The 12,933-nt window shown below is 76.3% G+C and carries 9 protein-coding genes; 3 read left to right on the forward strand and 6 right to left on the reverse strand.

The features are described from left to right. Positions 1 to 40: 40 nt before the first annotated feature. From GSF02_RS11215 to GSF02_RS11230, 4 genes are all read right to left on the reverse strand, one after another. Complete coding sequence (locus GSF02_RS11215; protein WP_159796122.1) at positions 41 to 1,876, reverse strand: dipeptide ABC transporter ATP-binding protein; 1,836 nt, start codon at positions 1,874 to 1,876, stop codon at positions 41 to 43. Then, complete coding sequence (locus GSF02_RS11220; protein ID WP_159796125.1) at positions 1,873 to 2,736, reverse strand: ABC transporter permease; 864 nt, start codon at positions 2,734 to 2,736, stop codon at positions 1,873 to 1,875. The genes GSF02_RS11215 and GSF02_RS11220 overlap by 4 nt, the downstream gene beginning before the upstream one ends. Then, positions 2,733 to 3,728: an ABC transporter permease gene (locus tag GSF02_RS11225; protein ID WP_159796128.1), complete on the reverse strand. Its 996-nt coding sequence runs from the start codon at positions 3,726 to 3,728 to the stop codon at positions 2,733 to 2,735. The genes GSF02_RS11220 and GSF02_RS11225 overlap by 4 nt, the downstream gene beginning before the upstream one ends. A gap of 77 nt (positions 3,729 to 3,805) precedes the next feature. Continuing rightward, positions 3,806 to 5,410: an ABC transporter substrate-binding protein gene (locus GSF02_RS11230; protein ID WP_159796131.1), complete on the reverse strand. Its 1,605-nt coding sequence runs from the start codon at positions 5,408 to 5,410 to the stop codon at positions 3,806 to 3,808. 286 nt (positions 5,411 to 5,696) lie between these two features. On the opposite strand from GSF02_RS11230, the gene GSF02_RS11235 reads away from it, so the two are divergent. Further along, positions 5,697 to 6,527 carry an exodeoxyribonuclease III gene (locus tag GSF02_RS11235; RefSeq protein ID WP_159796134.1) on the forward strand — a complete coding sequence of 277 codons (831 nt, stop codon included), beginning with the start codon at positions 5,697 to 5,699 and terminating at the stop codon, positions 6,525 to 6,527. 189 nt (positions 6,528 to 6,716) lie between these two features. After that, positions 6,717 to 7,400: a septum formation family protein gene (locus tag GSF02_RS11240; RefSeq protein ID WP_159796137.1), complete on the forward strand. Its 684-nt coding sequence runs from the start codon at positions 6,717 to 6,719 to the stop codon at positions 7,398 to 7,400. Between the two features lie 40 nt (positions 7,401 to 7,440). Here GSF02_RS11240 and GSF02_RS11245 read toward each other — a convergent pair whose 3' ends face one another. Next, complete coding sequence (locus GSF02_RS11245) at positions 7,441 to 8,628, reverse strand: glutamate--cysteine ligase (protein ID WP_159796140.1); 1,188 nt, start codon at positions 8,626 to 8,628, stop codon at positions 7,441 to 7,443. A gap of 202 nt (positions 8,629 to 8,830) precedes the next feature. Then, the gene (gene clpB, locus GSF02_RS11250) at positions 8,831 to 11,470 is read right to left on the reverse strand and encodes an ATP-dependent chaperone ClpB (protein ID WP_159796143.1); all 2,640 of its coding nucleotides are present in this window, start codon (positions 11,468 to 11,470) and stop codon (positions 8,831 to 8,833) included. Between the two features lie 282 nt (positions 11,471 to 11,752). On the opposite strand from clpB, the gene GSF02_RS11255 reads away from it, so the two are divergent. Then, positions 11,753 to 12,787 carry an alpha/beta hydrolase gene (locus GSF02_RS11255; protein ID WP_159796146.1) on the forward strand — a complete coding sequence of 345 codons (1,035 nt, stop codon included), beginning with the start codon at positions 11,753 to 11,755 and terminating at the stop codon, positions 12,785 to 12,787. Positions 12,788 to 12,933: the final 146 nt, after the last annotated feature.

The raw sequence follows: 12,933 nt of genomic DNA on the forward strand, positions 1-12,933 counted from the left end.
GGCAGGCGGGCACGACCGCCTGCGCCGGAATGCTACGGGGCTAGCGCCGGGTCCGCGCCAGCACCGGCGTGGCGGCCTGCAGCCGACGGGTGTACTCGTGCTGCGGGTCGGCCCAGACCTGCTCCGTGCTGCCCTGCTCGACGATCTCGCCGGCCCGCATCACGGCGACGCGGTCGCACAGGTGGCGCACCACGCCGAGGTCGTGCGAGACCAGCACGAGGGTGAGCTCGCGCTCGTCGGCGAGGTCGGCCAGGAGGTTGAGCACCTGCGCGCGCACGGACACGTCGAGGGCGCTGACCGGCTCGTCGGCGACGAGCACCCGCGGCCGGCACACGAGCGCGCGGGCGATGGAGATGCGCTGGCGCTGCCCGCCGGAGAACTGGTGCGGGTAGCGGTCGGCGGAGTCGGCCGGCAGCCCGACGGCGGCGAGCATCTCCGCCACGAGCCCGCGCCGCCCGTCGGCGGTCGCCGCCTCCGGGAGGGCCGCGCGGTTGGCGGGGTTGAGCAGCGGCTCGGCGACGACGTCGCCCACGCGCATGCGCGGGTCGAGCGACCCCATCGGGTCCTGGAAGACCATCTGCAGGTCGCTGCGCACCCGCGCGAGCTCGCGCGGGCCGGCCAGCCGCTGGCCGGCGGGCCCGTCCTCGGCCAGCCGCACGCCGGCCACCTCGACGCTGCCCGACGTCGGGGTGTCCAGGCCCGCCAGCAGCCGCAGCGCCGTCGTCTTGCCCGAGCCGGACCCCCCCACGAGGCCGAACCGCTCACCCGGCGCGACGTCGAACGAGACGCGGCGCAGGGCGTCGACGACGTGGGCGGGCCGCCGCCAGCCCGCGCGCGAGCGCACGTAGCGACGGGTCAGGTCGCGGACGCTGACGACCGGCGCGGCCGCTGCCCCGTCGCGCTGCGGCGCCCGGTCGACGGCGGTCGCGGCCGGCGGCGCGGGCGCCGGCGCTGGGGCCGGCACGGCCGCGGCGGCCGGCGAGGCGCCGGGCCGGTACCCGTCCGCCGTCGCCACCGTGAACAGCCGCCCCCGCGCGTCGGTGGCGGTGAGGTCCGACGCGGCGAGCAGGCCTCGGGTGTACGGGTGCTGCGGGTCGGCGAAGACCTCGGCCACGGGCCCGGACTCGACCACCTGCCCGTCGCGCATCACCACCACGCGCTCGCAGACACGCGCCACGACGGCGAGGTCGTGGGTGATGAACAGCAGGCCGGTGCCGCGGCGCGCCACGAGGTCGGTCATGAGGTCGAGCACCTGCGCCTGGACGGTGACGTCGAGCGCGGTGGTCGGCTCGTCGGCCACCAGCAGCGCGGGGTCGTTGGCCAGCGCCATGGCGATCATCACGCGCTGGCGCTGGCCGCCCGAGAGCTGGTGCGGGTAGGCCCGCGCGGCGCGGTCGGGGTCCGGCAGGCCCACCTCGCGCAGCAGCCCGACGGCGTGCTCGGCGGCCTCGGCGCGCCGGCGCGCGCCGTGCAGCGTCATCACCTCGGCCACCTGCGCCCCCACCCGCACGAGCGGGTCGAGCGCCGTCATCGGCTCCTGGAACACCATCGACATCAGCTGCCCGCGCAGCGGCGCCAGCCGGCGGTCGCCGCGCGCCAGCAGGTCGCGCTCGGCGGCGACGTCCACGCCGCCGGACGCCGTGACGCCGTCGGGCAGCAGGCCCAGGACCGCCAGGGCCGTGAGCGACTTGCCCGACCCGGACTCGCCGATGAGGCCGACGCGCTCGCCCGCCCCGACGGTCAGGGAGACGCCGTCGACGAGCACGCGGTCGGGGGTGCGGACGGCCAGGTCGCGCACGGCGAGCGCGGGCGGCCCGGCGGGGCGCGCGGCGCCGCGGGGCTCCGCCCGGCGGGGCGCGGACGAGGCGGCGGTCATCGCACCCCCCGCAGGCGCGGGTCGAGCACGTCGCGCAGGCCGTCACCGAGCAGGTTGAACCCGAGCACGGCGACGGCGATCGCGACGCCGGGCGCGAGGGCGAGGTAGTCGTGCGTGCCCAGGTACTGCTGGGACTCGGCGAGCATGCGCCCCCACGACGGGGTGGGCGGCGCGGTGCCCAGGCCCAGGAACGACAGCCCGGCCTCGGCCAGGACGGCGAGGGCGAAGTTGACCGAGCACTGCACCACCACGAGCCCGGCGACGTTGGGGAGCACGTGGCGCACCGCGACCGCCAGCGCCGGCCGGTTCGCTGCCCGCGCGGCGAGCACGTAGTCGGTGCGCACCACCTGCAGGGTGCCCGAGCGCGCCACCCGCGCGAACGCCGGGACGGAGCCGATGCCGAGCGCCACCATCGCCGTCGTCGTCCCCGCCCCGAACGCCGCGCCGAACACCAGCGCGAGCAGCAGCCCCGGGAACGCGAGCAGCACGTCGGAGCCGCGCATCAGCAGCGTGCCCGGCACCCCGCCGCGCATCCCGGCGACCACGCCGACCGGCACGCCGACGAGCGCGCCGATGCCCACGGCGACGACGCCCACGTACAGGGAGATGCGGGCGCCGACCATGAGCTGGCTCAGCACGTCACGGCCGAACCGGTCGGTGCCGAGCCAGTGCGCGGCCGACGGGCCCTGGAGGCGGTCGAGAGGGACGGCCCGTACCGGGTCGTACGGGGTCCAGACGAGGGAGACCAGGGCGAGCACGACGACGACTGCCACGAGCGCCGCCCCGACCACGAGCTGGGCGTGGACGCCGGGCTCGCGGCGGCCGGGGACGTCGACGGCGGCCGGCTGCAGGAGGCTCATCGCGCGCCTCCCGCCGCCAGCACGCCCGCGCCACGCACGCCGGTGCCGCCGGCGGTGCGCAGCCGCGGGTCGAGCACGGTGTACAGGGCGTCGACGAGGAAGTTCACGACGACGACCAGCAGCACCAGCACCATGACGATCGACTGCACGGCGAGCAGGTCGCGGTTGGCCACGGAGTCGACGAGCAGCGAGCCGAGGCCGGGCACCACGAACACCCGCTCGACGACGACGGCGCCGACGAGCAGGGCGGCGAGCTGCACGCCCACGACCGTGACCACCGGCACGCCCGCGTTGCGCAGGCCGTGGTGCACCAGCGCGCCGGTGCGCGTGCGGCCGGCCGCGCGGGCGGTGCGCAGGAAGTCCTCGCGCATCACCTCGAGCACGGCGCTGCGCACGTACCGCGTGACGATCGCGGCCTGCACCGTGCCGAGCGCGAGGACCGGCAGCGCGACGTGCCGCCAGAACTCCGCGGGGTCCTCGGCCGGCGGCACCCAGCCGCCCGCCGGCAGCCAGCCGGCGCGCACGGCGACGAGGGAGACCAGCAGCACGCCGACCAGGAAGTTCGGCACCGCGACGCCCACCTGGGAGGCGCCGGAGACCAGCGTGCCCCACAGCGACCGCTGCGTCACCGCGGCGAGCGTGCCCAGCGGCACGGCCACCACCAGCGCCAGCAGCATGGCCAGGCCCACGAGGATGAGCGTGACCTGCACGCGGTCGGCCACCAGCGGCGTGATCGGCCGGCCGGTGACGAACGACGTGCCGAGGTCGCCGCGCAGCAGCCCGCCCACCCAGTCGAGGTACTGGACCACCAGCGGTCGGTCCGTGCCGTGCTCGGCCCGCCAGGCGGCGAGCGCCTCGGGCGTCGCGTGCACGCCGAGCGCCACCGCGGCGGTGTCGCCGGGCAGCACGCGCAGCACGAGGAACACCACGATCGAGGCGACCACGAGGGTGGTGACGAGCTGCGCGAGGAGGCTCAGCAGGTGGCGGGTCATGGGTCCAGACCGGGGAGGGGGACGGGGACGGGGGGACGAGGGCGGGACGCGAGGGGGACGGGCCGGCGCTGGGGCGCTCAGGACCAGTGCAGGTCCGTGAGGTCCATCGACTCGGTGACGGCGTTGGCGGGGATGCCCTCGAGGCCCCGGGCGGCGACCACGAGGTTCGGCATGAGGTAGAGCACCTGGCCGGGGGCGTCGGCGACGATCGTGCGCACCACCTGCCGCATCCCCGCGACGTACTGCTCGGGCGTGCCCGCGTCCGCCGCGGCGGCGGCGTCGGCGATCTTCGCGGCGTCGTAGCCGACGTAGTAGTCGGGGTCGCCGTAGATCGTCATCAGGTCGTGGGCCTCGGAGTGCAGGATGAGCGTCATCTGGTAGTCGTGGCGCGCGAACACCTTGTCGAGCCAGACGGCGGGGAACTCGTCGGTGACGATGTCCGCGGTGACGCCCACGTCGGCGAGCTGGGAGACGATCACCTCGGCCGCCGAGGTCGCGTACGCGCGGTTGGGCACGTCGAAGGTGATGTGCAGGTCGCTCGCGCCGGCCTCGGCCAGCAGCTCGCGGGCCTTGTCCGGGTCGTACGGGTAGGCGTCCGAGAGGTCCTCGTAGTACGGGTCGGTCGGCGGCACCATCGCGCCCAGCAGGGTGCCGTGGCCGCCCGCGGTGGCGTCGAGGACCGCCTGGCGGTCGATCGCGTGGTTGAGCGCCTGGCGCACGCGCACGTCGTCGAACGGCGCCACCCGGTTGTTGTAGCTGAGCAGCACCTCGCCGGTGGACGTGCCCTCGACCACCTGCAGGCCGGTGTCGGCGGCGAGCTGGTCGACCGAGTCGGCCTGGACGAGGTTGAACAGCATGTCGACGTCGCCGGCGCGCAGCGCGTTCTGCGCGGCCACCGGGTCGGTGAGGTAGCGGACCGTGATCGTGTCGAGCGCCGGCGCGCCGCCCCAGTAGTCGTCGCGGCCGGTGAGCGTGATGTGGTCGCCCTGGACCACCTCGGTCACCTCGTACGGGCCGGACCCGACGGTGGTGGTCCTGAGGTCGACGTCGAGCGTGTCGGGGAAGACCGCGCCGACGGCGGTGCCCATGTCGAACAGCCACGCGTTGGACGGGTGGGCCAGCGCGACGCGCACGTGCGTCGGGTCCACGGCCTCCGCCTCCGCGACGACGTCCATCTTGTTCTTGAGGCTGGTCGTCCAGTCGGTGCGCACCCGCTCGATCGAGGCCACGACGTCGTCGGCGTCGAGCGGCGTGCCGTCGCTGAACGTGACGCCGTCGTGGAGCGTGAAGTCGTAGACGGTGCGGTCGTCCGAGACCGTCCAGCTCTTCGCCAGGAGCGGCTGCGGCTCGCCGTGCTGGTCGATCTTGACGAGGGTCTCGTAGACGTTGTTGAGCAGCAGCTGCGGGATCGCGGCGCCGGCGGTGGTGGTGAAGTCGAGGTTGACCGGCTCGGCGCCGACCGCGACCGTCACGTCGGTGCGGGTCGCGCCGCCGCCGTCGTCGGTGGCGGTGCTGCCGGCCGAGCAGGCGGCCAGGGCGAGGGCTGCGGCACCGGCGACGACGGCCGCGGCGCCGCGCAGCGCGCGGCGGGCCCGTCCGACGGCGGACGGACGGCCGGTGGCGCGCCCGGCGGCCGTGCCGGACGCGTCGGGGCGCGGCCCGGGGCGGGCGCTTCGTGCCATGACGGCTCCTTCGTGGCGCCTCCGGCGGGAGGCGGTCGGTGCGACGCGGGCCGCGGCGGCGGGACGAGGACCGGAGTGGGGCTGGAACTGGGTCTCACCGGCGCGGGCTGTCCGCAGACCGTAGAGCCGCGCCGCACAGGGGCGCAAGACGTCCATCATCCCGCGTCACGGGCGCGTCCGCGCGGTTTCTGGGGTTTGGGGCAGCGCCTGGGATGCTGTCTCAGCAAAGTCGAGACGCCGTCTCGACCCGGGTGGGGCGGCGCCGCTCCCCCTAGGCTTGACGACCGTGCGCCTCGCCAGCTGGAACGTGAACTCGATCCGTGCCCGCGTCGACCGGGTGGTCGCCTTCCTCGAACGGTCGCAGACCGACGTCCTGGCGATCCAGGAGACCAAGTGCCGCGACGACCAGTTCCCCTACCTGCCGTTCGAGGCGGCCGGGTACCAGGTGGCGCACGTCGGCTTCTCGCAGTGGAACGGCGTGGCGGTGATCTCCCGCGTGGGCCTCGAGGACGTCGAGACGGCGTTCGCCGGCCAGCCGGGGTTCACCAAGACCGCCCCGGGCGCCGACGCCGCGGCGGGCGACGCCCCCGACGCGGCGCACGAGGCCCGCGCGCTCGGCGCCACCTGCGGCGGCGTGCGCGTGTGGTCGCTGTACGTGCCGAACGGCCGAGCCCTGGACGACCCGCACTACACGTACAAGCTCGCGTGGCTGGAGGCGCTGCGGGCCGAGGCCGGCCGCTGGCTCGAGGAGGACCCGCAGGCGCAGGTCGCGCTCGTCGGCGACTGGAACGTGGCCCCGCTCGACACCGACGTGTGGGACATGGCCCCGTTCGCCGGCGCCACGCACGTCTCGCCCGCCGAGCGCGACGCGTTCGCCGCCTTCGGAGCGGCGGGGTACACGGAGGTCAGCCGCGAGCAGCTGCCCGAGCCGCACACCTACACCTACTGGGACTACAAGCAGCTGGCGTTCCCGCGGAACTACGGCATGCGGATCGACTTCACCTGGGCCTCCCCCGCGCTGCGCGCCCGGGTGACCGGCGCGCGGATCGACCGCGACGAGCGCAAGGGCAAGGGCGCCAGCGACCACGTGCCGGTGATCCTCGACCTCGCGGACTGACGCCCAGGCAGCCGCCTCCGCCGCCCAGTCCTCCTGCCGCCCGAGGGGACTGTCTCGGCACCGGAGCGGGCTGTCTCGCGGGGCCGGGCGACCATCTCGGCGGGGCGGCCCGGCGGGGGCCGCCCGGCGGGGCGGCCCGGCGGGGGCCGCCCGGCGGGGCGGCCCGGCGGGCGACGCTAGGTTGGGCGCATGACGCGCCAGGACTCCGCCGAGCCCGAGGGCCCCGTCTTCGCCCCGCCGACGCCCGCGGGCGCCGTCCCGGACCTCTCCGGCGTCGTGCTCCCCGGCCGGGACCCCGGCCGGGACCCCGCGCCGTCCGCCCCCGTCGGCCCCGGCCGGCACGCGCCGACGCCCGGCGGCCCGGACGCCACCGCACGCACCGCTGCCCGGGGCGCCCGCCGTCGCCGGACGTTGCTGGTCACAGGCTGCGTCGTCGCCGTCGCGCTGGTGTCCACCGGCGTCGCGCTGGGCGTCGCCCAGGCCCGGGAGCGCGCGTGGGCCCCGGTCGACGCCGCGCTCGAGGCGCCGCGCGAGGCGAACGTGGTGCAGCTGGTGCTCGGCTCGTGCGTGCGCGACCTGCCCGACGGCGACGTCCGGCGCGTGACCGCGGTGCCCTGCGACGCCGAGCACGTCGCCCAGGTGGTGGGCCGCACCGACGCCGGACCGGACGCCGTGTGGCCGGGCGCCGAGGCGCTCGTCCGCCGCGCCGCCGCCGTCTGCGGCCCGCAGGACCTGGGGAGCGCCGGCCGCGAGGTCGACGGCGTCGAGTTCCTCGTGGTCACCCCGACGGAGCCGGGCTGGGAGGCGGGCGACCGCACCAGCCTGTGCCTCGCCGTCACCGCCGAGCCGGGGACCGCCGACCTGCTCCGGTGACGCCTCGTGGCGCCTGGGGCGGTGCCTCGTGCGGCGCCCGTCAGCCCGCCCGCCGCTGCTCCTGCGCGTCCGCGGCCGCCGCGCCCGACGCCGGCGCCGTCGCGGCCGGCGCCGTCGCGGCCGGCGCCGCGGCGGGCACCGACGCGAGGATCGCGGCGTCGACGACGTCCGCGGGGTCCTGCCGGCGCTCGAACGCCTCGCGCTGGCGCCGGGCGCCGGACCCGGCGGTGACCATCTCCGCCACGGCGAGCCGCACCTCCTCCTCCTCGCCGAGCTCCGCGAGCACCGGCTGCACGAGGTCGAGCAGCTCGGCCACGACCGACGCGGCCGGCGCCGGGGCGCCGGTGCTCGGGCTCACGAGGTCACCCTCGACGCCGAACCGGCTCGCCCACCAGCTCCACGACTGCAGCTGCGTCTGGCTCGCCTGGACCGGCGTCACCCCGGCGTCCCACTGCCGCGCGGCCGCCTCCACGAGCGCGCGGCACAGCGCGGCCAGGACCGCGGCGTGGTGGGGCTCGAGGCAGACGTCGGCCACCCGGACCTCCACGGTGGGGAAGCGCGCCGACAGCCGGGCGTCGTAGTAGAGCATCCCGTCGTCGAGCGGCGCCCCGGAGCGCAGCACGGCCTCGGCCTGCCGGTCGTAGAACTCCGCCGACCCGAAGATCTCGCTCGGCCCGGCGGTGGGCCAGCGCGACCACGCCTGGTAGCGGTAGCTGGCGAAGCCCGAGTCGGCCCCGTACCAGAACGGGGAGTTGGCGCTCAGGGCCAGCAGCACGGGCAGCCACACCCGGATCCGGTCGAGCACCGCCACGCCCTCGGTGCGGTCGCCCACGGCGACGTGCACGTGGAACCCGCAGGTGAGCTGGTCGGCGACCATGAGGCCGCCGTGCTCGCGGATCTTGCGCAACCGCTCCTTGGGGACCAGGTGCGGAGGCTCCGGCGACACCGGGCTCGCGAGCGCGACGGCGCGTCCGCCGACCGCCTGCGCGGCGGCGTCCGCGATCCGGCGGCCGGTGCGGATGGCCGCGAGCTGCTCGGCGAGCGTCGAGCACGGCGGCCCGACGACCTCCAGCTGCTCCTGCTGCAGCTCCACGGTCAGGGTGTGCGCCTGGTCGGCCCCGTCGGAGGCCTGCGCCGCGTGGGCCACCGCCGCCTCGCCCGCGGCCAGCGGCCGGCGTGTGCCGGCGTCCACGAGCAACAGCTCCTCCTCCACGCCGAACGTGCGCACGCGATCGCCTCCTCGCCCTCGGTGTCCCCCGTCGGTGACGACCATCCTGCGGGCGCGCCACGGCGCTCGCAGCGGGTGAGACGACGAACGTCCCGCGCCGTCGTCCTCCGCCGGGGGGAGGACGACGGCGCGGGACGTCCGCGCAGCGCGGCCGGCGCGGCCCGGCCGACGGCGTCGGGTCGGGCCGGGTCGGGTCGGGCCGTCAGGCGGCCTGGACCTCGGCGCCGCGCCGCAGCTCGAGCCCGTCCTGCGTGGGGTCGGCCGGCCGGTCGACCACGACCGCGTCGCCGTCGGAGACCTCGCCGGCGAGCAGCAGCCGGGCCAGCCGGTCGCCGATCTCGCGCTGCACCAGGCGGCGCAGCGGGCGGGCGCCGTACGCGGGGTCGAAGCCCTCGAGCGCCAGCCACTCGCGGGCGGCCGCGGTCACGTCGAGCGTGATCCGCCGGTCGGCCAGGCGCCGGGCGAACGCGGCGACCTGCAGGTCGACGATGCGGCCGAGCTCCTCGAGGGACAGCGCGTCGAAGATCACGACGTCGTCGAGCCGGTTGAGGAACTCCGGCTTGAACGCCGCGCGCACGGCCGCCATGACGTTCTCGCGCTTGGCCTCCTCGGTCAGGCCGGGGTCCACGAGGAACTGCGAGCCGAGGTTCGAGGTGAGCACGAGGATGACGTTGCGGAAGTCGACGGTGCGGCCCTGGCCGTCGGTCAGCCGGCCGTCGTCGAGCACCTGCAGCAGGATGTCGAAGACCTCGGGGTGGGCCTTCTCCACCTCGTCGAGCAGGACGACGGAGTACGGCCGGCGCCGCACGGCCTCGGTGAGCTGGCCGCCCTCCTCGTAGCCGACGTACCCCGGGGGCGCCCCGACCAGGCGCGCCACCGAGTGCTTCTCGGAGTACTCCGACATGTCGATGCGCACCATGGCGCGCTCGTCGTCGAACAGGAAGTCCGCCAGCGACTTGGCCAGCTCCGTCTTGCCGACGCCGGTGGGCCCGAGGAACAGGAACGAGCCGGTCGGGCGGTCGGGGTCGGAGACGCCGGCCCGCGAGCGCCGCACCGCGTCCGAGACGGCGCGCACGGCGCTCGACTGGCCGATGAGGCGACCGCCGATGACCTCCTCCATGCGCAGCAGCTTCTCCGTCTCGCCCTGCAGCATGCGCCCGGCCGGGATGCCGGTCCAGGCGGAGACCACCTCGGCGATCTCGTCGGCGCCGACCTTGTCGGCGATCATCGGCGCGTCCCCGCCCGCGCGGCCGGGCACGCCGTCGCCGTCGGCCGAGGCCTCGGCGCGCTCCGCCTCGACGAGCTCCTTCTCCACCGCCGGGATCTCGCCGTACTGGACGCGCGCCGCGCCCTCGAGGTCGCCCTCGCGCAGCTTGCGCTCCATCTCGGTGCGCAGCTCGTCCAGGCGGGCGCGCAGGTCGCCGACCCGGTTGTGGCCGGCCTTCTCCGCCTCCCACCGGGACGTCAGCGCGGCCAGCTCCTCACGCTTGTCGGCGAGCTCGGCGCGCAGCCGCTCCAGGCGCTCGCGGGAGGCGGCGTCCTCCGACTCCGACAGCACGACCTCCTCCATCTCGAGGCGCGTGACGGCACGCTGCAGCTCGTCGATCTCCACCGGGGAGGAGTCGAGCTCCATGCGCAGCCGGCTCGCGGCCTCGTCGACCAGGTCGATGGCCTTGTCCGGCAGCTGGCGCCCGGAGATGTACCGGTCGGACAGCGTGGCGGCCGCGACCAGCGCGGAGTCGGCGATGGTCACCTTGTGGTGGGCCTCGTAGCGCTCCTTGAGGCCGCGCAGGATCGCCACGGTGTCCTCGACCGAGGGCTCGCCGACGAACACCTGCTGGAAGCGGCGCTCCAGGGCCGGGTCCTTCTCGATGTGCTCGCGGTACTCGTCGAGCGTGGTGGCGCCGACCAGGCGCAGCTCGCCGCGGGCGAGCATGGGCTTGAGCATGTTGCCCGCGTCCATGGCGCCCTCGGAGCCGGCGCCCGCGCCGACGACGGTGTGCAGCTCGTCGATGAAGGTGACGACCTCGCCGTCGGAGCCCTGGATCTCGGCCAGCACGGCCTTGAGGCGCTCCTCGAACTCGCCGCGGTACTTCGCGCCGGCCACCATGCTGGCCAGGTCGAGCGCGACGAGGCGCTTGCCGCGCAGCGAGTCCGGCACGTCCCCGGCGACGATGCGCTGGGCGAGGCCCTCGACGACGGCGGTCTTGCCGACGCCGGGCTCGCCGATGAGCACGGGGTTGTTCTTGGTGCGGCGGCTCAGCACCTGGATGACGCGGCGGATCTCCGCGTCGCGGCCGATGACCGGGTCCAGCTTGCCGTCGCGGGCGCGCTGGGTGAGGTCGGTGCCGTACTGCTCGAGCGCCTTGTACGTGCCCTCCGGGTTGGGGCTGGTGACGCGTGCGCTCCCGCGGACGGCGGGCAGCGCGGCGCGCAGCGCCTCGGGCGTCGCGCCGGCGTCCGCGAGGATCTGCGCGGCCTGCGACTGGCCGGCGGCGATGCCGATCAGCAGGTGCTCGGTGGAGACGTACTCGTCGCCGAGCGCCTGGGCCTCCTTCTTCGCGCCGTCGAGCACGACGGCGCTGGCGCGGCTCGCGCTCGGCTGCGCGACGGCGCTGCCGGACGCGGTCGGCAGGGCGACGAGCGCGGCGCGGACCTTCTGGCCGATCGCCTGCGGGTGGGCGCCGACGGCCTCGAGCAGGCCGACGGCGACGCCGCCCTGCTGCTGCAGGAGCGCCGCCAGCAGGTGCACGGGCTCGAGCTGGGGGTTGCCGGCCGCGGACGCCGACTGCACGGCGTCCGACACGGCCTGCTGCGACATGGTCGTGAGCTTGGTGTCCATGGACTCTCCGGGGATGACGCTGACGGGGAACTACTCGGTGGAACCCTGCCGAAGTTGAGTCTATTCCACTCAACTTTGCTCGACCACCGCGACGGGCGCGGCGCGCGCACCGCGCCGGGCCCCTGAGCCCGCGCGCTACCGTCGGAGCGACGAGCCCCGGTGTCGCGAGCCCGCGACACTCGGCCGGACGCCAGCAGGACGCCAGGCAGACACACCAGGCAGACACACCAGGCAGGACGCCAGGCAGGTGGGCGCGGCACTCCGCGCCGGCAGGGAGGGCTGATGAGCAGGGGTACGGACGGCGCGGAGGCGCGCGGTGCTGTGGCGCCCGGCGAGGATGCGCCCGGCGCCGCCGGCGTCGGCACCGGCTGGCGGCCCGACGTCCTGGGCGACGGGTTCGAGCAGCGCACGCTGCCGCTGCCCGGCGGCGCGGAGGCCACCCTCGTGCGGCACGTGCCGTCCGTCGCGCCGACCGGGCCGCCCGCCCGCACCGCCGTGCTCTACGTGCACGGGTTCGTCGACTACTTCTTCCAGCGCCACCTGGCCGAGGCGTTCGCCGCGGCCGGGCACGCGTTCTACGCCGTCGACCTGCGCGGCTACGGCCGCTCGATGGCGGCCCACCTGCGCGCGGGCCGCGACCCGAACCTCGTCGAGGACGTCGCCGTCCACGCCCAGGACCTCGACGCGGCGACGTCGGCCGTCCGCGCCGCCGGGCACGAGCGCCTCGTGGTCCTGGGGCACTCGACGGGCGGCCTCGTCGCGGCGCTGTGGGCCGACGCCCGGCCCGGCCGCCTCGACGCGCTGGTGCTCAACAGCCCCTGGTTCGACCTCAACGAGGGCTGGCTGCTGCGCGGCCCGGCCACGCGCGTGATCGACGCCGTCGGCCGGTTCGCCCCCCGCCTGCCGGTCGGGCGCCTGCACCCGCACTACGGGCGCGCGCTGCACGCGGGCACGGGCGGCGAGTGGGACTACGACCTGGCGTGGAAGCCGCACGAGGGCTTCCCGGTGCGCGCGGGCTGGTTCCGGTCGGTGCGCCGGGCGCAGCGCCGCGTGCGCCGCGGCCTGCACGTCGGCGTGCCGGTGCTGGTGGTCGCGTCGGCCCGCACCGGGTCGCACACGAAGGACCACCCCGACGTGCTCACCACCGACTCCGTGCTGGACGTCGCGCACATCCGCGCCGGCGCGCAGCGGCTCGGCGACGACGTGCGGTTCGTGCAGGTGGACGGCGGCGCGCACGACCTGGCGCTGTCCCCGCCGCCGGCCCGCGAGCGCTACCTGGCGGAGGTGCTCGGCTTCCTGGCCGAGCGCCTCGGCTGAGACGCCCCTCCCCGGCGCCCGGCACCCCGCAGGGTCGGGGACCGCCGAGGAGCGACCCGTGAGCTCGGCACCTTGTCGTGAGCTCGGCACCTCGTCGTGGGGGGGGGGGGGGGGGCGGGGGCGGGGGCCCGGCGGCGGGGGGGGGG

The sequence above is a fragment of the Puerhibacterium puerhi genome (assembly GCF_009846865.1).
Classification (GTDB): Bacteria; Actinomycetota; Actinomycetes; order Actinomycetales; family Cellulomonadaceae; genus Puerhibacterium; species Puerhibacterium puerhi.